The 20,001-nt window shown below is 62.9% G+C and carries 19 protein-coding genes; 13 read left to right on the top strand and 6 right to left on the bottom strand.

Annotated elements, in window-relative coordinates:
* The first annotated feature begins 4 nt into the window (after positions 1 to 4).
* On the top strand, positions 5 to 1,357 hold the full coding sequence (locus D0B32_RS13380; RefSeq protein WP_117334462.1) for a sigma-54 dependent transcriptional regulator: 1,353 nt from the start codon (positions 5 to 7) through the stop codon (positions 1,355 to 1,357).
* Positions 1,358 to 1,471: 114 nt separating this feature from the next.
* Here the strand turns inward: D0B32_RS13380 and D0B32_RS13375 are convergent, their stop codons facing one another.
* Entirely contained in the window at positions 1,472 to 1,996 is a 525-nt protein-coding gene (locus D0B32_RS13375) for a peroxiredoxin (RefSeq protein ID WP_117334842.1), read from the bottom strand.
* Positions 1,997 to 2,283: 287 nt separating this feature from the next.
* Here D0B32_RS13375 and D0B32_RS13370 point away from each other — a divergent pair, with 287 nt between their 5' ends.
* Positions 2,284 to 2,799: a hypothetical protein gene (locus D0B32_RS13370; protein WP_117334841.1), complete on the top strand. Its 516-nt coding sequence runs from the start codon at positions 2,284 to 2,286 to the stop codon at positions 2,797 to 2,799.
* Positions 2,800 to 3,137: 338 nt separating this feature from the next.
* On the opposite strand, the gene D0B32_RS13365 is transcribed toward D0B32_RS13370, so the two are convergent.
* Both D0B32_RS13365 and D0B32_RS13360 read right to left on the bottom strand, forming a co-directional pair.
* Positions 3,138 to 4,766, bottom strand: a complete 1,629-nt coding sequence (locus tag D0B32_RS13365; protein ID WP_117334461.1) for a YifB family Mg chelatase-like AAA ATPase — start codon at positions 4,764 to 4,766, stop codon at positions 3,138 to 3,140.
* Between the two features lie 282 nt (positions 4,767 to 5,048).
* Positions 5,049 to 5,303: an accessory factor UbiK family protein gene (locus tag D0B32_RS13360; RefSeq protein WP_117334460.1), complete on the bottom strand. Its 255-nt coding sequence runs from the start codon at positions 5,301 to 5,303 to the stop codon at positions 5,049 to 5,051.
* Positions 5,304 to 5,761: 458 nt separating this feature from the next.
* Between D0B32_RS13360 and D0B32_RS13355 the strand changes: the two genes are divergently transcribed.
* The 7 genes from D0B32_RS13355 (at position 5,762) to ptsP (ending at position 13,534) form a co-directional block, all read left to right on the top strand.
* Positions 5,762 to 6,100 carry a P-II family nitrogen regulator gene (locus D0B32_RS13355; protein WP_006048089.1) on the top strand — a complete coding sequence of 113 codons (339 nt, stop codon included), beginning with the start codon at positions 5,762 to 5,764 and terminating at the stop codon, positions 6,098 to 6,100.
* Positions 6,101 to 6,128: 28 nt separating this feature from the next.
* A complete protein-coding gene (locus D0B32_RS13350) occupies positions 6,129 to 7,607 on the top strand; it encodes an ammonium transporter (protein ID WP_117334459.1) in 1,479 nt (492 codons plus the stop codon).
* 342 nt (positions 7,608 to 7,949) lie between these two features.
* Positions 7,950 to 9,239 (top strand): glutamate--cysteine ligase, encoded by a 1,290-nt coding sequence (gene gshA, locus D0B32_RS13345; RefSeq protein ID WP_117334458.1) that lies wholly within the window; start codon positions 7,950 to 7,952, stop codon positions 9,237 to 9,239.
* A gap of 125 nt (positions 9,240 to 9,364) precedes the next feature.
* Entirely contained in the window at positions 9,365 to 10,321 is a 957-nt protein-coding gene (gene gshB, locus D0B32_RS13340; protein WP_117334457.1) for a glutathione synthase, read from the top strand.
* A 349-nt stretch (positions 10,322 to 10,670) separates the two neighbouring features.
* The gene (locus tag D0B32_RS13335; protein ID WP_117334456.1) at positions 10,671 to 11,159 is read left to right on the top strand and encodes a PTS sugar transporter subunit IIA; all 489 of its coding nucleotides are present in this window, start codon (positions 10,671 to 10,673) and stop codon (positions 11,157 to 11,159) included.
* A gap of 53 nt (positions 11,160 to 11,212) precedes the next feature.
* Entirely contained in the window at positions 11,213 to 11,482 is a 270-nt protein-coding gene (locus tag D0B32_RS13330; RefSeq protein ID WP_117334455.1) for an HPr family phosphocarrier protein, read from the top strand.
* Positions 11,483 to 11,782: 300 nt separating this feature from the next.
* Positions 11,783 to 13,534, top strand: coding sequence for a phosphoenolpyruvate--protein phosphotransferase (gene ptsP, locus D0B32_RS13325; protein WP_117334454.1), 1,752 nt, complete (start codon positions 11,783 to 11,785; stop codon positions 13,532 to 13,534).
* An 82-nt stretch (positions 13,535 to 13,616) separates the two neighbouring features.
* Here the strand turns inward: ptsP and D0B32_RS13320 are convergent, their stop codons facing one another.
* The 3 genes from D0B32_RS13320 to gpmA form a co-directional block, all read right to left on the bottom strand.
* Positions 13,617 to 14,384 carry a molybdopterin-synthase adenylyltransferase MoeB gene (locus D0B32_RS13320; RefSeq protein ID WP_117334453.1) on the bottom strand — a complete coding sequence of 256 codons (768 nt, stop codon included), beginning with the start codon at positions 14,382 to 14,384 and terminating at the stop codon, positions 13,617 to 13,619.
* Positions 14,385 to 14,599: 215 nt separating this feature from the next.
* Positions 14,600 to 16,204 (bottom strand): S41 family peptidase, encoded by a 1,605-nt coding sequence (locus D0B32_RS13315; RefSeq protein WP_117334452.1) that lies wholly within the window; start codon positions 16,202 to 16,204, stop codon positions 14,600 to 14,602.
* A gap of 468 nt (positions 16,205 to 16,672) precedes the next feature.
* Positions 16,673 to 17,419, bottom strand: a complete 747-nt coding sequence (gene gpmA / locus D0B32_RS13310; RefSeq protein ID WP_117334451.1) for a 2,3-diphosphoglycerate-dependent phosphoglycerate mutase — start codon at positions 17,417 to 17,419, stop codon at positions 16,673 to 16,675.
* Positions 17,420 to 17,566: 147 nt separating this feature from the next.
* Here gpmA and D0B32_RS13305 point away from each other — a divergent pair, with 147 nt between their 5' ends.
* From D0B32_RS13305 to D0B32_RS13290, 4 genes are all read left to right on the top strand, one after another.
* Positions 17,567 to 17,992, top strand: coding sequence for a rhodanese-like domain-containing protein (locus tag D0B32_RS13305; RefSeq protein WP_117334450.1), 426 nt, complete (start codon positions 17,567 to 17,569; stop codon positions 17,990 to 17,992).
* The gene (gene grxC / locus D0B32_RS13300) at positions 17,989 to 18,249 is read left to right on the top strand and encodes a glutaredoxin 3 (RefSeq protein ID WP_117334449.1); all 261 of its coding nucleotides are present in this window, start codon (positions 17,989 to 17,991) and stop codon (positions 18,247 to 18,249) included. The genes D0B32_RS13305 and grxC overlap by 4 nt, the downstream gene beginning before the upstream one ends.
* 172 nt (positions 18,250 to 18,421) lie before the next feature.
* On the top strand, positions 18,422 to 18,892 hold the full coding sequence (gene secB / locus D0B32_RS13295; RefSeq protein WP_117334448.1) for a protein-export chaperone SecB: 471 nt from the start codon (positions 18,422 to 18,424) through the stop codon (positions 18,890 to 18,892).
* Between the two features lie 21 nt (positions 18,893 to 18,913).
* Entirely contained in the window at positions 18,914 to 19,912 is a 999-nt protein-coding gene (locus tag D0B32_RS13290; protein ID WP_117334447.1) for an NAD(P)H-dependent glycerol-3-phosphate dehydrogenase, read from the top strand.
* Positions 19,913 to 20,001: the final 89 nt, after the last annotated feature.

Below are 20,001 nucleotides of genomic sequence, written 5' to 3'. Positions count from 1 at the left end.
GATCATGGTCAACCATAGCTTGCCTGTGCTGTATATCGAAGACGACGAACTGGTGCGTCGCGCCAGCGTGCAGAGTCTGCAACTGGCGGGATTCACCGTGACGGGCCACGCGTCGGTCGAATCCGCAGCGCGCGATATCAACGCGGATTTTGCGGGCGTGATTGTCAGCGATATCCGTCTGCCGGGCGCAAGCGGCCTCGATCTGCTGGCGCAGTGTCACGAACGCGCACCGGACGTGCCGGTGATTCTGGTCACCGGACACGGCGATATCTCGATGGCCGTGCAGGCGATGCGCGACGGCGCCTACGACTTCATCGAGAAGCCGTTTGCATCCGAACGCCTGATCGAAACGGTGCGGCGCGCGCTCGAACGACGCACGCTGCTGCTCGAAAACCACGCGCTGCGCCGGCAACTAGCGGGACAAAACACGATTGCGCCGCGCATCATCGGCCGCAGTCCGGTCATCGAACAGGTGCGGCGTCTGATCGCGAATATCGCGCCCACCGACGCTTCGGTCCTGATCAATGGCGATACAGGTGCGGGCAAGGAACTGATTGCACGCAGCCTGCACGAGTTGTCGCCGCGTCGCGACAAGCCATTTATCGCGGTCAACTGCGGCGCGCTGCCCGAGCCGATGTTCGAATCGGAGATGTTCGGCTACGAGCAGGGGGCGTTTACCGGCGCAGCCAAACGACGCATCGGCAAGCTCGAACATGCATCAGGCGGCACGCTGTTTCTGGACGAGATCGAGAGCATGCCGCTCGGGCTGCAGGTGAAGCTGCTGCGCGTGCTGCAGGATGGCGTGCTGGAACGGCTCGGCTCGAATCAGCCCATTCGCGTGAACTGCCGGATCGTCGCCGCCGCCAAAGGCGATATGACGGAGCACGTCGCGGCCGGTACGTTCCGGCGCGATCTGTTGTACCGGCTCAACGTGGTGACGATCGCGCTGCCGCCGCTTGCGGAGCGTCGCGAGGACATCGTGCCGCTCTTCGAACATTTCCTGCTCGACGCGGCGGTGCGTTATCAACGGCCCGCGCCGATCCTCACCGACCGTCAACGCGCGGGTCTGATGCAGCGCGACTGGCCCGGCAATGTGCGGGAACTGCGCAACGCCGCGGATCGCTTCGTGCTCGGTGTCGCGGAGGATCCGATGACCGTGTCTGCCAGTGAGGCGTCCGATGCGCAACCGCTCAAGGAGCGTGTCGAGCAGTTCGAGCGGGCCGTGATCGCACAGGCACTGGAGCAGACGGGCGGCAGCGTGGCGGTGGCGGCGGACCGTTTGCAGTTAGGCAAGGCCACGCTCTACGAGAAGATCAAGCGGTATGGGTTGGCGGTGAAAGGGGACGCGGAACGGTGAGCACGCTGGCGGCTTGAGTGCAGGCTAAGGCATACGCGCCAAAAGCAACGCGCCGGTAGCAGAGAGCCTGCTACCGGCGCGTTTTGTTTGGGAAGCGCGTTGCTTCAGGTTGCTTCAGGCCGACTTCAGCGCCTTTTCGAGCAGCTGATCGAGTTCGGCGAACTGCGGCTCGCCGACGTAGCGCTTCAGAATCTTGCCGTCCTTGTCTACTACGAAGGTGGTCGGCGTCAGTTGCACGTTGCCGAACTGCTTGGCAGCCGAACCGTCGTCCATCGCAACCTTGAACGGCAAACGGCGCGTTTCGCTGTAATTCGCCACGTACATGGGCGCATCGTAGTTCATGGCCACCGCCACGAATTCCAGCCCTTGGCCCTTGAAGCGGTTATAGGTCTTCACCATCTGCGGCATTTCCTGCATGCAGGTGTCGCAGTTGGTCGCCCAGAAGTTGATCAGATAAACCTTGCCTTTCAGATCAGCCGTCGAGACCTTCTGCCCCGAAAGCAGCGTGAAAGTCGCGTCGGGCACACGCTGCTGGCCGTTGAACGCGAAGTAACCGGCAACCGCAATGGCGCCGGCAACGACGGCCATTGCAAGGTAGCGGACAGGGCTGGCGCGTTTGGAAGCGGGGGTAGCACTCATGATCGGGACCTCAAGATTCGCGCAGAACGCGCGCAACGTAGCTGGGCTATTGTAGCCGGATCGCCGAATTCCTGGGCAAGCCAGGAGCGCGCCTTGTCGGGTCGGAGATAATGGTGCTTTATGCCTCAGTCTTTTCCGACACCTTTCCCATGCCTCGTCCCGCTTCTGGATTGCCCGTCCCACGCCTGCTGCTTCGCGCCATTACTCTCCTCACCGCCGCCGCGCGCCGGCTTGAGCGCCAACCGGGCTCACCTTTCTTCGGAATCCGCGCGCTGGTGGCCACCGTCATGTGCGTCATTGCCGTGAGCGGCACGTTGACGGCCTGCTCGCCGACCTACGACTGGCGCACCATCATGAACAACGACAACGGCTACTCCGTGGATCTGCCCGCCAAGCCCAGCGACGACGCGCGCCAGATCGACATTGGCGGCACGCCCATGCAGATGGCCATGCAAACGGCAGAAGCCGGCAAGGCGGTATTCGCGGTCGGCACGGTGATGCTGCCTTCGGACACGCCCCAGACCCAGCAAGCCGCGCTCGACTTCCTGCGCGACGGCCTTGCCCGCAACGTAGGCGCCGCGCCGGATGCGCACGCGGTGCCGATCCCGCTGGCGGCCGGCGGCCAGATCGCCGGGCTGGAGATGAAGCTGAGCGGCAAGGCGGGTGAGGACAAGGAAAGCCGCACCATCTATGCGCGGCTGGTGGTACATGGCAAGCGCGTGTATCAGGCGGCGATCATTGCGAGCCAGCCGTTGCCGCAGGAACAGGTGGACCAGTTTTTCCAGTCGTTCCAGCTCTATTGATTGGCGGCTAAACACTAGCGGTCTTCGAGGCCGCGTCATGATCAAATGCCTGAGTGAAAGTTCCTTCGCAGGTTGTAGCGCTAATTCATGGATTTCATGGACCTTTTCCTGTTACCCACAGGGCTTGTGGATAACTTTGTGGAGAACGTTTGCGAGATGCCCGCAAATGCCCATCCGGCGGGCTTTCTGTTAGTTTTACCGCATTCTGCATATTTTAAAAAGCGAAATAAAATCAATGACTTGAGTTCTGCGCCTTAAATGCACCTTTCGAATGCCTTGGAATTTGTCAGGAAGGCGTTTGTGTGCATAAGTCAAGTCTTGACAGTTATTTTTTTGCTTTACGCGGATGCAAACGCGCGCCGATATTGGACCGCTTCGGCGATCTGCCCCCCGCTGGGCATTTCGTCGCCCGCGAGATCCGCGACGGTGCGCGCCACCTTCAGCACGCGGTAATAGGCGCGTGCCGACCAGCCGAAGCGATCGCCTGCTTCGCGCAGCAGCGCCTCGCCGGCCGCATCCGGGCGACAGACCTCATCCACCTCGCGCCCGCTCAACTCGCGGTTGGTTTTCCCTTGACGCGCCAGTTGCCTCGCGCGCGCCGCGCTGACGCGCTCCGCAATCGCAGCGCTGGATTCACCGCTGACAGCCGTTCGCGCGGATAACTCGGCGGGCGTTAGCGCAGGAATCTCGATCTGGATGTCGATCCGGTCGAGCAGCGGTCCCGAGAGCTTGCGCAGATAGCGGGCGGCCACCTCCGGCGTACAGCGGCAGCGTCCATTCGGATCGCCGCGCCATCCACACGGGCACGGATTCATGGCCGCGATCAACTGGCAGGCAGCGGGGAAGTCCGCTTGCAGGGCGGCGCGCGAAATCGTGATGCGTCCAGCTTCGAGCGGTTCGCGCAGCGTCTCCAGGACGTGCCTGTCGAACTCGGGAAGCTCGTCGAGGAACAACACGCCGAGATGCGCGAGGGTGATTTCTCCTGGCTGCGGCGGATTGCGCCCGCCGACCAGCGCCGCCGCGCTCGACGAATGATGCGGCGCGCGGAACGGCCGTCGACGCCACTGCGTGGGCGAGAAGCCGGTCCTGCTGGCAGACAGCAGGGCGGCAGAAGTAAGTGCTTCCTCATCCGTCATGGGCGGCAACAGGCTGGGCAGCCGCGCTGCCAGCATCGACTTCCCGGCGCCCGGAGGGCCGACCATCAGGACATGATGACCACCGGCCGCGGCCACTTCCAGCGCCCGTCGCGCGCCGCGTTGACCGATCACGTCCGTCATGTCGGGTTGACCGACGACGGGCGCATCGCTGAGTTCCGGCGCGCTCACCGGCGTGAGTCGGCAATCGGGCGTGCCGGCCAGATGCGCGCATAGCGCGGGCAGGTCGGCGGCGCCGTAGACGTCCACGCCGGGCACGAGGGCGGCCTCGGCCGCGCTGGCCGCCGGTAGGTAAAGCTCGGGTGGGCGATCCATCTCGCGAGTCCGTTCCGTGGAGGCTAACGGGAGCGCGCCACTGCCAGCATCCGCAGCCGCATACGACCCCTCAGCGACACTCGCCTCCTCATGCGCCGTATGGCTGCGCGCCGTGCCGCATGCCATCGCAAACGCACCGCGCATGGGACGCAACGCACCGGTCAACGACAACTCGCCGGCAAACTCGCGATGCATCAGCGACTCCGCCGGAATCTGTCCGCTCGCGGCGAGGATTCCAAGCGCGATGGGCAGATCGAAGCGCCCCGATTCTTTGGGCAAATCCGCTGGCGCCAGATTGACGGTGATGCGCCGCACTGGAAAGTCGTAGCCACAGTTCTGCAGTGCCGCGCGCACGCGTTCGCGGCTTTCGCGCACTTCCAGATCCGGCAGGCCGACGATCGAAAAAGAGGGTAATCCGTTGGCGAGGTGGACCTCGACCGTTACTTCGGGCGCGCGGCCAGCGGCCGGCGCGCGACTGCGCACCACGGCAAGCGACATGATTTCTCCCGTCAGACGGCGCGCAGCGTGCGCGCACAGTCTCCTAAAGCGCTGATGACGTCACGGCTCGCTTGCCGGTGATGTTTCGCTCTCAAGAAAACGCTGGCCTGTTTCGAGTTTCTCGCCGCGCGCACGATCACCCGCCTCGCCGCACGCTCGGGGTGGCGGGAGCAGTGGTGATCGGGGCGCTCGGGATGATCGGACGGATCGAAAGATCAGGAGACCTTCCGTTGTGGAGATCTCCGTGATGCGGCAGGCCAGAGGTATGAACCGCAGCCGGGTTCAGGACGTATGCGTGACCGGCAGCTTCTGTTCGAGTTCGGCGACCCGGCGCTCCAGTTCCTCGAGGCGCGCGCGCGTGCGCACCAGCACCTGGGTCTGGGTATCGAATTCTTCGCGCGTGACGAGATCGAGCTTCGAGAAGCCTTGCGACAGCATGGCCTTGACGTTGCGTTCGACATCCTTGGCCGGCGAGTTCTTGAGCAGATCGCTCACGCGCGCCTGCAAATCGTTAAAGACGTCGTTCGGTTGCTTCATGGTGTTCCCCTTGGATGCACAAAAAATGTGCATGTAACGTTACGTCTGTGCCCCGAATCAACTGATGATCGGTTTTGGTGCATGGTTGATTGGCGGGCGTCCGGGCATGAGCGCCTTTGGTGCGCTCGCTGCATTCGGTGCCTGCGGACACTCTAGCAACGATCCACGCCACGCGCCACCGTTCCCCGCCCACGTTGGCCATCCGGCCAGGGGTGCGCCGCAGCGGTGCGCGGTACCGGTTCCATGTCACTGGATGTTCACATGGCATGCGAGTTGCTGTTACTGCCCCGCGCGCACTGCCGGGACGTTTTACCGGCGTGCATCGACGGGCGAGCGGGTCGCCGGAGGTCGACGCAACGGCACAGGTGAACCAGTAACGACGGGTCAGCAGATCAGGTCAAGCAACGGGTTACGCAAACGGGTTAGCAACGGGTTACGCAACTACAGCGAGGATTTTCATGAAACTGATTACCGCAATCATCAAGCCGTTCAAGCTCGATGAGGCGCGTGAAGCCTTATCGGCCATCGGCGTCTCCGGAATCACGGTGACAGAGGTGAAGGGCTTTGGACGTCAGAAGGGCCACACCGAGTTGTACCGCGGGGCCGAGTACGTGGTCGATTTCCTGCCGAAGGTGAAGATCGAGGCCGCGGTCTCGGACGACATCGTCGACCAGGCCATCGAAGCACTCGAACGTGCGGCACGCACCGGCAAGATTGGCGACGGCAAGATCTTCGTCACGCCGATCGAGCAAGTGATTCGGATTCGCACCGGGGAGACCGGGGCGGACGCCCTGTAATAAAAGATAGCGACAAGAGGAAACGAAGATGCGCAAATTATTGATGTCCTTGCTGATGGCCGGATCGCTGCTTGCGGGCGGTATCGGCGCCGCTCTCGCGGACGACGCTTCAGCACCCGCAGCCGCCTCCGCACCTGCCGACACCACGGCAAGCGCACCGGCTGCCGACGCGTCGGCACCTGCGGCCACCGCAGGCACCGCCAACGCAGCTTCCGCGGCCGATGCCTCGGGCGCAGCCGCTGCCGCCGCACCGGCAGCACCGACCGCACCGTTCTCGGTCGATTCGTCGAAGATCAACTCGGGCGACACCGCCTGGATGCTGACCTCCACCGCGCTCGTGCTGTTCATGACGATCCCGGGTCTCGCACTGTTCTACGGCGGCATGGTCCGCAAGAAGAACGTGCTGGCGACGCTGATGCAAAGCTTCGCGATCACCTGCGTGGTGACGATCGTCTGGGTGGTGGTGGGCTATAGCCTCGCCTTCACGCCGGGCGGCATGTTCATCGGCGGCTTCTCGCGTGTCTTCATGGCCGGGATGAACTACATCCACGGCGACAAGGCCACGACGCTGACGGTTAGCCACCTCGCGCCGACGATCCCGGAAACGGTCTACTGCGTGTATCAGATGACCTTCGCGATCATCACGCCGGCCCTGATCACGGGTGCCTTCGCTGACCGCATGAAGTTTTCGGCCATGCTGGTATTCATGACCCTGTGGTCGATCATCGTCTACTCGCCGATCGCGCACATGGTCTGGGAACCGACCGGCTGGCTGGCTACGGCAGGCATCCTCGACTTCGCAGGCGGCACGGTGGTGCACATCAACGCCGGTATCGCTGGTCTGGTGTGCTGCCTGGTGCTCGGCAAGCGCGTCGGCTACGGCAAGGAAGTGATGGCTCCGCACAACCTCACGCTCACGCTGATTGGTGGCGCGATGCTGTGGGTGGGCTGGTTCGGTTTCAACGCAGGTTCGGCAGTGGCAGCAGACGGCCGTGCCGGCTTCGCGATGTTCGCTACGCAAGTGGCAACGGCAGCCGCAGCACTCGCCTGGATGTTTGCTGAGTGGATCGCCAAGGGCAAGCCGTCGGTGCTCGGTATCGTGTCGGGTGCAGTGGCGGGTCTGGTGGCGATTACGCCGGCTTCGGGCTTCGTCGGGATCGGCGGTTCGCTGGTGATCGGTATTGCTGCTGGCGTGATCTGCTTCTGGTCGGCGACGTGGCTCAAGGCCAAGCTCGGCTACGACGACTCGCTCGACGCGTTCGGCGTGCACTGCGTCGGCGGTATCGTCGGTGCACTGCTGACGGGCGTGTTCGCGGTGAAGGACATTGGCGGCGCGGACGGCAGCGTGATCCTGCAGGCCAAGGGCGTGCTGACGACGCTGGTCTACAGCGGCGTGGTGAGCTTCATCCTGCTGAAGGTGATCGATCTGGTGATGGGCATCCGCGTGACGGAAGAAGAGGAACGCGAAGGCCTGGACGTGAGCCTGCACGGCGAACACGTCGAATAAGACTTCAACTGGCTTGGTACGCCCGGATCGGCCACGGTTTTAGGCCACTGCTTTTCAGGCAACGTCTGAAAGCACCCGCACCGCGATCCGGGCGGTTCTGAACGACGAACAAGCGCAGCGACTTTGGCCCGCCTCTGGCGGGCCTTTTTCTTTGTGGGGCTTTACGGATGAGGCCGGGGGAATCGCGCTAAACTGGTCTGGACGGGCAGTCTGCGCCGACCGGCGGGCTATCGTGCCGATAGTCGGATTGCATCCGCGTCCTGCTTGCGAAATGGAGAAACCGTCCCCAAATGGGCAGAGCATTTGCTCTACAATCTTTTTTCTCCAGTCTGCGAGTGATCAATGGTTCCGCACCTAGTTACGGCGTTAAACGGCCCGCTGCTCGACCTCGAGCGGAAGATCCTCGACGCTACACCCGCCATCGAACGCTGGTTCCGTCTCGAATGGCAGGAGCACACGCCGCCGTTCTATTGCTCGGTGGACTTGCGTAACGCCGGTTTCAAACTCGCGCCAGTCGACACCAATCTGTTCCCCGGTGCATTCAACAATCTGCCGCAGGAAGTGTTGCCGCTGGCCGTGCAGGCCGCTATGGCCTCGATCGAGAAGATCTGCCCGGATGCAAAGAACCTGCTGGTCATTCCGGAGCGCCACACCCGTAACGCGTTTTACCTCGAGAATGTCGCGCGTCTGGCTACCATCATGCGTCAGGCGGGCTTGAACGTCCGCTTTGGCACGCTCGACGAAAGCATCGTCGGTCCCGTCACCATTGCGCTGTCCGACGGGCAAAAGATCGTGCTCGAACCGCTCGAGCGCTCGGCGCGCCGGCTGGGTTTGAAGAACTTCGATCCGTGCTCGATTCTCCTGAACAATGACCTGTCCGGGGGCATTCCGCCGGTGCTGGAGAATCTGCACGAGCAATATCTGCTGCCGCCGCTGCACGCAGCGTGGGCCGTGCGTCGCAAGTCGACACACTTTTCCTGCTACGACGACGTAGCCAAGAAGTTCGCGAAGATGGTGGAGATCGACCCGTGGATGATCAATCCATACTTCGCGCACGTGGAAGGCGTCGACTTCCAGGAGCGCACGGGCGAAGAAGCGTTGGCCGATGCCATCGACGGCGTGCTGAAGAAGATCGCGCGGAAGTACCGCGAGTACGGCATCGCGGAGAAGCCGTATGTGGTGATCAAGTCCGATGCGGGCACTTACGGCATGGGCGTGATGACCGTGCACGACGCCTCCGAAGTGGCCGCGCTCACCAAGCGTGAACGCGCGAAGATGGCCGCCACCAAAGACGGTCTCGAAGTGCACGACGTGATCGTGCAGGAAGGCGTCTACACGTTCGAGCGCATTGGCGAGGAAGTGGCGGAACCGGTCGTGTACATGATCGATCGCTATGTGGTGGGCGGTTTCTATCGCGTGCATGGCAGCCGCGAGCGCGATCAGAATCTGAACGCGCCGGGCATGCACTTCGTGCCGCTCGGCTTCGAGCACACCGCGCTGCCGGATGCGCATGCCAAGCCGGGCGCGGCGCCGCCGAACCGCTTCTACATGTACGGCGTGGTCGCGCGTCTGGGCTTGCTGGCGGCTTCCGTGGAACTGGAAAAAACCGATCCGGAAGCGATTCAGGTTTGATCCGCGTAGGCGCGTGACGTGGGCGCGTTAGCCCCTCCGCGCGGGCGCTGCGGCGTGTCAGGGTAGCGCGCGCCGCTTTTGTTTAACCCATCATGTCAGGCCCATCAGGGCGCTTCAGGACCTTCATGGACATTCTGTTTATCGCCGATCCGCTAGATCACTTCAAGATCTACAAGGATTCCACCTACGCCATGATGGCCGAAGCCGCGCGGCGCGGTCACACGCTCTATACCTGCGAGCCGCAACACCTCGCATGGAGCGGCGCGGACGTGGAGGCGAACGTGCAGCGCTTTGCGATTGTCGGCGATCAGGCGGACGGTCACCGCGAGCCGTGGTATGCCGCGGAAGCCCCTGCGCCGCGCTCGCTGAAGAGTTTCAGTGCTGTGCTGATGCGCAAGGATCCGCCGTTCGACATGGAGTACGTGACCTCCACGTGGCTGCTCGAAATGGCCGAACGGGGCGGGGCGCGCATCTTCAACAAGCCGCAGGCCATTCGCGATCACTCGGAAAAGCTCGCCATTGGCGAGTTTCCGGAGTTCGTCGCGCCGACGCTCGTCACGCGTGATGCCGCGAGGCTGCGCGCGTTTCACGCCGAGCATGGTGACGTGATTCTCAAGCCGCTCGACGGCATGGGCGGCATGGGCGTGTTCCGCGTGAAAGCGGACGGCATGAACCTCGGCTCCATCATCGAAATGCTGAGCCACGATGGCGCGCGCTCGGTGATGGCGCAGAAGTTCATCCCGCAGATCAAGGACGGCGACAAGCGCATTCTGTTGATCGGCGGCGAGCCGGTGCCGTATTCGCTGGCGCGGATTCCGCAGGGCAACGAGGTGCGTGGCAATCTCGCCGCCGGCGGCCTGGGTGTCGCGCAGCCGCTGACGGACCACGATCGCAAGATCGCCGCCGCGCTGGGTCCCGTGCTGGCCGCGCGTGGCTTGCTGCTGGTCGGGCTCGATGCGATCGGCGACTATCTGACCGAAGTGAACGTGACGAGCCCCACCTGCTTCCGCGAAATCATGGATCAGACCGGTTTCGATGTGGCGGCCATGTTTATCGACGCACTGGAGCGTGCGACCGCCTGAGCCTGAATGTGGGCTTGAACGTGGCTGGCTCGCCGCAATGTGTTGTGTTGGCGCATTCAGCGTCATCACGGCGGATACAGCAGGTTGAGCCGTGCGAAGATGAACGAAACCGTGCCGGAGCATCAAAAACGACCCTGCTACAATGCCCGGTCGTCACGCAGTCAGGCGTTTAATACGCGTGAAGCGGACATAACTGGCACATAGCAGCGCTCGTCGCCGGGCTTTATCGGCCCACCTGGCGGGCGCAGGAGACGCCGATCCGACCCTCCTGACCATCGGCCGGTCGAGGGTATGACAGCCGGGCAACGCCCGCGCTACGGTTCACGGCCGTTTTTGCAGCAAGGCTGACATGGCAGGCATTCTGATCATTGCGCACACTCCGCTCGCTACCGCGTTGCGCGAGTGTGTGGCTCACGTTTATGGCGGCTTACCCGCCCGCATCGGCGTGATCGACGTTACGCCCGATTGCGATCCCGCTCAGGTCGTTTCATTCGCTTACGCGGAAATCGAACGGTTGCGCGAAGAGAACGGCGCGTTGGTGCTGACCGATATGTTTGGCGCCACGCCGTCCAATATCGCCGCGCGGCTAGCCACGCTGCCCGACGTACGGGTGCTGGCCGGCGTGAATTTACCCATGCTGTTGCGCGCGGTCTGTTACCGCACCACACCGCTGGAGACGCTGGTCGACAAGGCGCTCGCGGGTGCCACCAAGGGTGTGCACGCGATCAATGCGTCGACGCCGGCGCCGGTCGCGCCGCCCGCAGGCTCCAACGAATGCCTGCCGGCCATGCCGCCCGAGACCGATCTGACCCACAAGCACGGCACAACGAGTCTCTAACCGTATCAGTCTTACTTTTTCATCACCTCAACAGGCGCGCTTCGGACTATCACATGCTGCAACAGGAAACGACTATCGTGAACAAGCTGGGGTTGCACGCTCGCGCGTCGGCCAAGCTGACGCAACTGGCAGGTAACTTTCAGGCAGAAATCTGGATGAGCCGTAACGGACGGCGCATCAACGCAAAGAGCATCATGGGGGTGATGATGCTGGCAGCGGGGATAGGCAGCACGGTGCTCATCGAAACCGAAGGTACCGACGAGAAAGAAGCGATGGACGCACTGCTGAAACTCATCGCTGATAAATTCGGCGAGGGTCAGTAAGCGCAGCGGACTGATCCGTCTCTAACATGACGCCGCGGCTTGCCGCGGCGTTTTTTTTAGCACTTCACAATTTTTAGCATCCACAATCGTCAACATAACAGTGACCTGAAAGCACGCGAGGGATCGCGTCGCAGGATCGCAAGCTGTGGGTAGGCAAGATGTCGGCAACAGGACACTTTCTTTGTTGCGGCGCACACCGATGAGGCACGCGGGGACTCGCTGCGGAATTTATAATGACGCGCAGGGTCTGAGAGCATTGCAGCGGTATACCGCGGCATCACACAACTAGAGGAGGTGCGCGTGTCGTTCACGCTGCATGGAATTCCCGTGTCACGCGGTATCGCCATCGGGCGGGCCTATCTGATCGCCCCGGCTGCACTCGACGTCGACCACTATTTGATCGAACCTGCCCAGATCGAGGGTGAGGTCGAGCGGTTTCGCTCGGCTCAGGAAAGCGTTCATCAGGAGCTCGATGCATTGCGCGAGGATCTCGCTGCGGATGCGCCGAGCGAAATGGGCGCGTTCATCAACGTTCATTCAATGATCCTGAACGACGCGATGCTCGTGCAGGAAACCATCGATCTGATCCGTACCCGCCGCTACAACGTCGAATGGGCGCTGACGGAGCAACTCGAGCGCCTGTCGCGTCACTTCGACGACATCGAAGACGAATATCTGCGCGAGCGCAAAGCCGATATCCAGCAGGTGGTCGAGCGTATTTTGAAGGCGCTGGCGGGGGCATCGACGGCGAGTCTCGTCAATGGCGTGCACGGCAAGTGCGACGAGATGATCGTGGTGGCCCACGACATCGCGCCGGCCGACATGATGCAGTTCAAGACGCAGACCTTCCAGGGCTTCGTCACGGATCTGGGGGGACGTACCTCGCATACGGCCATCGTGGCGCGTAGCCTCGGCATTCCAGCCGCAGTGGGCGTTCAGCATGCCAGCGCACTGATTCGCCAGGACGATCTGATCATCGTCGACGGCGATCATGGCATCGTGATCGTCGATCCGGCGCCCATCGTCCTCGAAGAATATTCGTATCGGCAAAGCGAGAAGGCGCTCGAACAGCGCAAGCTGCAGCGCCTGAAGTTCTCGCCCACGCAGACGCTGTGCGGTACGCGCATCGAACTGTGCGCGAACATTGAGCTGCCGGACGACGCCAAGGCGGCCGTGGAAGCGGGCGCGACCGGCATTGGCCTGTTTCGCACCGAGTTCCTGTTCATGAATCACAAGAACAAGCTGCCGGAAGAGGATGAACAGTTCGAGGCGTATCGCCGCGCAGTGGAACTGATGAACGGTCTGCCCGTGACGATCCGCACCATCGACGTGGGCGCGGACAAGCCGCTTGATTCGATGGGCGGTGGTGACGGCTACGAAACCGCGCCGAACCCTGCGTTGGGGCTGCGGGCCATTCGCTGGAGTCTGTCCGAGCCGCAGATGTTCCTCACGCAATTGCGCGCCATCCTGCGTGCGTCGGCGTTCGGTACGGTGAAGATTCTGATTCCGATGCTCGCGCACGCGCAGGAAATCGACCAGACGCTCGATCTGCTTCGTGAGGCACGGCGTCAGCTCGACGACGCCGGTCTCGCGTATGCGCCGAATGTGCAGGTTGGCGCGATGATCGAGATTCCGGCGGCTGCGATTGCGTTGCCGCTGTTTCTCAAGCGCCTCGACTTTCTGTCGATCGGCACTAACGATCTGATTCAGTACACGCTCGCCATCGATCGCGCCGACAACTCCGTCGCGCATCTCTACGATCCGCTGCATCCGGCGGTGCTGCATCTCATCGCGTTCACGCTGCGTGAAGCGAAGCGTGCGAACGTGCCGGTGTCGGTGTGTGGCGAGATGGCGGGAGACCCGGCCTTGACGCGTCTGCTGCTGGGCATGGGCCTCACCGAGTTTTCGATGCACCCGAGTCAGTTGCTGGTGGTCAAGCAGGAAATCCTGCGCTCGCACGTGAAGGCGCTGGAAAAGCCGGTGGCCGATGTGCTGGCGTCCTACGAGCCGGAAGAGGTGCAGGCGGCGTTGAAGCTGGTCGCGCTGGCTTGAGGGGCTGGCGTTGAGGTGATTCGTTGTGCTCCGGTCATGCGTGGCTTTGCATGGCCGGAGGTTTTAGCGGGTCTCGTTGTTTTCAATCACGGTGCTGATCATGTGATCCGCCGCACACCGGGCAATCCGGCTGGCGCGCAATGCGCATCGTGTTCCATTCCATTCGCAGCGAATCGAGCATCATCAGGCGTCCTACGAGCGGCGTGCCGATCCCGGCAATGACCCGCAATGCCTCCGCTGCCTGCATTGCACCGATGATCCCCACCGTGGGCGCAAACACGCCCATCGTCGAACACGCCACTTCCTCGAACGGCTGATCCTCAGGAAACACGCACGCATAGCAGGGTGACGCCGGATCGCGGAAATCGAACGTGCTGATCTGACCGTCGAAACGTAGCGCTGCACCCGACACCAACGGCACCCCATGCGCACGGCAGGCGCGATTGATGGCGTGCCGCGTAGCGAAGTTGTCCGTGCAATCGAGCACGACCGTCGCATGAGGCACGGCGGCTTCGAGCCAGGCGTCGTCCACGCGTTCTGCGACGGCTTCTACCACCACGTCCGGATTGAGCTGCGCAATCGCGTCGCGTCCCGAGTGCACCTTCTTGCGGCCTACCGATGCAGTCACGTGCAGGATCTGCCGTTGCAGGTTGGTGAGATCGACGGTATCGGCATCGACCAGCGTCAGCTTGCCCACTCCCGCCGCCGCCAGATACATCGCCGCCGGCGAGCCAAGGCCGCCCGCGCCGACGACGATGGCGTGTGCATCGAGAAAGCGCTGCTGAGCCTCGATGCCGAGTTCATCGACGAGGATGTGGCGGGAATAGCGAAGCAGTTGGTCGTCGTTCATAAAAAGGCGCGTGAGTGGGCGGCGCGGTTCGGTAGGCAGGTGCGGATCAGTGTTGAGGTAAAAGCCTGCGTCGCGCGCGTGAGAGCGGATATTTTAATCGCGCTGTAGAAAGAGAACGGGCCATCACAGCATTCGCTGCGATGGCCCGTCGGATCTTGCTTGAGAGGAGCTCGGCGGCGGCGGCTCGCGCTGAGCCGCCGTGACGCCCGGTCCCTTTAGTTGCTCTGCGAAGCCGGCGCCGGCGCGGAAGCCGGCGTTGCGTCAGACGCGCCCATGCCCGGCACCGGGTTGGTCGGCTTCACCGCAACCGGCGCCGAAGCCGATTGCTCCGGCTTGTTCTGCGCCATGCGACGTTCGGAGAGCGACTTCGACTCCTGCACCGGCTTGCCTTCCAGCTTGTTCAGAGCCTGTTGCAGCATGAAGTCGTCAGCCGAACCGAACTCCACCGGCTTGCGGTCGCGGTCCTTCTGGCGCTGTTCCGGCGTCTTCTTGTCGTTCTGCTCTTCGAGTGCGCGCAACTGGTCCATGCGCTCCTGCTCGCGCTGGTCCTGTTCCTTCTTCTCGTTCGGGTCCTGGGTATTTGCCAGGTGGTTCGAGTAGTCGACTTCGCGCGTCACGAGTGCGTCATCCGGATCGCCATCAGCGTATTGATCCACCGCGATGTCAGGACGGATGCCCTTGTTCTGGATGGAACGGCCGCTCGGCGTGTAGTAGTACGCCGTGGTCAGACGCAGCGCCGTGTCAGCGGTCATCGGACGCACCGTCTGCACCGAACCCTTGCCGAACGAAGTCTTGCCGACGATCAGCGCGCGGTGCTGATCCTGCAGCGCACCGGCGACGATTTCCGAAGCCGACGCCGAGTAGGCGTTGGTCAGCACGATCATCGGCACCGTCTTGAAGATCGGCGCTTCGTCCTTCAGCGGATCGCTGTCAAACGACGGTAGACGGTAGTTGTCGTAGTTGTCGCGATAGACCTGCTTCGAATCCGGAATCTGGCCGTTGGTCGACACCACCACCGAATCCGGCGGCAGGAACGCGCCCGCCACACCCACTGCACTTTGCAGCAAACCGCCGCCGTTGTTGCGCAGGTCGAGGATCAGGCCCTTCAGGTTCGGCTGCTGGCGCGCGATGTCCTGCAGTTTCGCGGCCAGATCAGGCGTGGTGCGCTCCTGGAAGCTGGTGATGCGGATGTACGCATAGCCCGGCGCGAGGATCTTCATCTTCACGCTCTGCACCTTGATGATGGCGCGCGTCACCGTGAGCGGGAACGTGCGGTCATCGGTCTTGCGGAAGATGGTGAGCGTGACCTTGGTGCCCGGATCGCCGCGCATCTGCTTGACCGCCTGGTCGAGCGTCATGCCTCGCACCGGCTTGTCGTTGATGCGCGTGATCAGGTCGCCCGGACGGATACCGGCGCGGAACGCCGGAGTGTCTTCGATCGGCGAGATGACCTTGATCAGGCCGTCTTCCGAGGAAATCTCAATGCCGAGGCCCGCGAAGCGACCCTTGGTCTGTTCCTGCAGTTCTTCGTAATCGGTCTTGTCGAGATACGACGAGTGCGGGTCGAGGCTCGACACCATGCCTTTGATTGCAGCGGTCAGCAGCTTCTTGTCGTCGACCGGCTCCACGTATTCATGCTTGATCTGCCCGAAAACTTCGGCGAAAAGCCTCAACTGGTCGAGCGGCAGCGGGGCGGCCGCATTGGCTGCGGCGGCACTGCTGGCCGGCTGCTGCGCCGAGGCGGAAAGTTGCAATGTGGCAAAAACGCCGGTAGCAAGGCCCGCGGCAATCAGGCCGATATTTTTCAGGTTCTTTCGCATAGAGTCTGTTGCGGTCGGAAGCGCGTGGCTGCGTCAATGAGATAGGGACGGACAAGTATAACTGCACACCTGCTCCGACAGGGGCACAGCGCTGACAAACGAGGTTCGACAGCGCCGGCCGTGGCAGGTTCGGGGCGCGGGCGGCGCGGCGCCAAAGTAATGTGCGGTAACAGGATGGCCGCGCGTCCGTTGAGATACGCTGCGTGCCGCGCCCGGTAACGGGTGGCCGCATACTGGCCGCACGACTGCCCGGCGTTTCCCGCAGTTTTGCGCAGCTTTGAATTGCGCTTTATGCCGCGAATGGCCGGCCCGCATTGCGTCGCCCGGTGATGGGACATGCTTTTGGACAACGCATGAGGGGCCATCACAGCGGCCGCCCGACTCCGCTGAAGGACGACGGTCACCGCGTAACGATGGACCAGCCCGCTGAGCCTGTTTGAAGCCCGCGGGCAGCCCGAGTTGAGCCCCTCAGCCCGCCTTGCCCTGCTTTGCGACGGCAGCCTGGGCCTTGGCGATCGCGTCCTGGTCGCCCAGGTAGTAGTGCTTGATGGGCTTCAGATCGGCGTCCAGTTCATACACGAGCGGCACGCCGTTCGGGATGTTCAGGCCGACGATGTCGTCGTCCGAGATGTTGTCCAGATACTTCACCAACGCGCGGATCGAGTTGCCGTGGGCGGCGATCAGCACCTTGCGGCCCGATTTGATGGCCGGGGCAATGGACTCGTTCCACATGGGCAGCACGCGCGCGACCGTGTCTTTCAGGCACTCGGTGAGCGGCAGTTCTTCGCGCGGTACTTTGGCGTAGCGCGGGTCGTTGTAGGCGGTGCGCTCGTCGGACGGATCCAGCGCCGGCGGCGGCGTGTCATAGCTGCGGCGCCAGACCAGCACCTGCTCGTCGCCGAACTTCGCGGCCGTTTCAGCCTTGTTCAGGCCCGACAACGCGCCGTAGTGACGCTCGTTGAGACGCCACGAGTGGACCACCGGCAGATACATCAGGTCCATCTTGTCCTGCACGTGCCAGAGCGTGCGGATGGCGCGCTTCAGGACGGACGTGTAGGCAATGTCGAACGTGTAGCCAGAGTCTTTCAGCAGCACGCCAGCCTGCTGCGCTTCGTTGTTACCCTGTTCGGTCAGGTCGACGTCGACCCAGCCCGTGAAGCGGTTTTCCTTGTTCCACGTCGATTCGCCGTGGCGGATGAGAACGAGTTTGTACATGAGAAGGCCGGTCGGTAGTGAGGAAGCGGTAAAGCGCAGCAGGCGCGGCCGAGTGGACCGCCGCCATCGCGTCAGGCGGTTATTTTATAATGGTCGGATTGTCCCTTTCTGATTTTTCCGATTTCTCTCTTTTTCGGCGGATTTTCCGTGAAGTTTTTCACCGATTACACAAACCTTGTACTCATCGCAGTCGTCCTCATCTCCGGTGGGTTGCTGCTGTGGCCGACGATCAGCCGCCGCGGCCGTGGTGGCCTGAACGCCGCCGCTGCCACCCAGCTGATCAACCGCCGCAACGCCGTGGTCGTCGACCTGCGGCCCGCGGCGGAGTTCGCGCAGGGGCATCTGCCCTCGGCGCGGCATCTCGAGTTTGCGGAACTGCAGGCGAGGGTGGGGCAGCTCGTGAAGAACAAAAGCAACCCGGTGCTGCTGGTCTGTCAGAACGGCCAGCAGTCGAACAAGGCGGTTCGTGTCGTACAGGACGCGGGCTACGCCGAAGTGCATGTGCTGGAAGGCGGTCTGAACGCCTGGCAGCAAGCCGGCATGCCGGTGGTGAAACAAGGAGCAGCGAAGTGAACAAGGTAATCATGTACAGCACCCAGGTGTGCCCGTATTGCCAGATGGCCGAACGTCTTTTAAAGTCGCGCGGCGTCGAAAACGTCGAGAAGGTCCTGATCGACAAGGATCCGGCCCGGCGTGAAGAGATGATGACCCGTACCGGCCGTCGCACGGTGCCGCAGGTGTTCATCGGCGAGACGCATGTGGGCGGCTATGATGACCTTTCCGCGCTCGATCGCGCGGGCGGTCTGATGCCCCTGCTCGAAGCGGCTTGAGCCTGTCCCGGTCCTGTGCGGGATCGGGCCGCGGCCAGCGGCGAGTATGCGAAGCAGTACCAGACAAGCCGGTGCGTGGTTGCCCCTGACGGGGCGCCATGCATCGCAACGATCCGGCGCGCCATGCCTGCATGGCGCGCCGCTATGAACACATTCACGGAAACATCCAATCATGTCCGACGAAAATAACCAGCCGTTCTTCAATATCCAGCGCATCTATCTGAAGGACATGTCGCTCGAGCAGCCGAATTCGCCGGCCATCTTCCTCGAACAGGAAATGCCGTCGGTGGAAGTGGAAGTCGACGTGAAGGCCGAGCGCCTTGCTGAGACCGTGTTCGAAATCCTCGTGACGGGCACCGTGACGGCGAAGGTGTCGGACAAGGTTGCGTTCCTGATCGAAGCCAAGCAAGCCGGCATTTTCGATATCCGCAACATTCCGGCTGAGCAGATCGACCCGCTGGTCGGCATCGCCTGCCCGACCATCCTGTTCCCGTACCTGCGCTCGAACATCGCTGACGCGATCACCCGTGCCGGCTTCCCGCCGATCCACCTCGCCGAAATCAACTTCCAGGCCCTGTACGAGCAACGTCTTGCGCAGATCGGCTCGCAAGAGGGCGCGGCGCAGAACGGCGTCACGCACTAAGCGTTGCGCGCAGTGCCGGGTATGAAGGTCGCCGTTCTCGGCGCTGGAGCTTGGGGTACCGCACTCGCCGGTCATCTGGCCGTGCGGCACGACACCATGTTGTGGGCGCGCGAGCCGGCGCTGGTTGCCGAGCTTTCCGCTTCCCATCAAAACGCCCGCTATCTGGCGGGCGTTGCTTTGCCTGCCGCGCTTCGTTATGAAGCCGACCTCACCGTGGCGCTCGACCACGCACTGGCGGACGACGCGCTATGCGTCGTCGCCACACCGGTGGCGGGCTTGCGTGGCGTGTTCCAGGCCATGCGCGACGCCGGCAAGGTGCCGGCCAACGTCATCTGGTTGTGCAAGGGTTTCGAAGCCGATACGCAGCGCCTGCCGCATCAGGTGGTGGCCGCTGAACTCGCGGGGCACGGCAGTAACGGCGTGCTTTCCGGACCCAGCTTCGCCCGCGAAGTAGGGCAGGGGTTGCCGGTTGCGCTGACCATTGCGAGCGCGTCGGCTACGTGCCGGGAGCGCACCGTCGCAGCATTCCATCATGGCGCCATGCGCATTTACACCGGTGACGATATCGTCGGCGTGGAAGTGGGCGGCGCAGTGAAGAACGTGCTGGCTATCGCTACGGGAATCGGCGACGGCCTCGGCCTCGGTCTGAATGCGCGTGCGGCGCTGATTACGCGAGGTCTCGCGGAAATGTCGCGGCTCGGCGTGACGCTCGGCGGCCGCACGGAAACCTTTACGGGGCTCACCGGACTCGGCGATCTGATCCTGACCGCGACCGGCGATCTGTCACGCAACCGCACGGTGGGGATGCAACTCGCGGCGGGTCGCTCGCTCGCGGATATTCTCAGCGGTCTTGGCCATGTCGCCGAAGGCGTGCGCTGCGCTCAGGCCGTGCTCGGCATTGCGAAGGCGCATGGGATCGACATGCCGATCACCGAAGCGGTCTGCGCCGTGCTGTTCGACGGCGTCGCGCCGCGCGATGCGGTCAGCGCGCTATTGCGGCGTGATGCCAAGGCTGAGTAGTCTTCGATTCGCTTGATTTATCTTGCGCGCGGCGCGGTCGACCTAAAAGGGTTGCCGCGCCGTTTTCATTGGCGCGGCGGCGCGTTGCC

The organism is Paraburkholderia sp. DHOC27, from assembly GCF_003429005.1.
GTDB lineage: Bacteria > Pseudomonadota > Gammaproteobacteria > Burkholderiales > Burkholderiaceae > Paraburkholderia.
The sequence above is the reverse complement of the archived record's forward strand: the minus strand, read 5'-3'. Positions and strand labels throughout refer to the sequence as shown.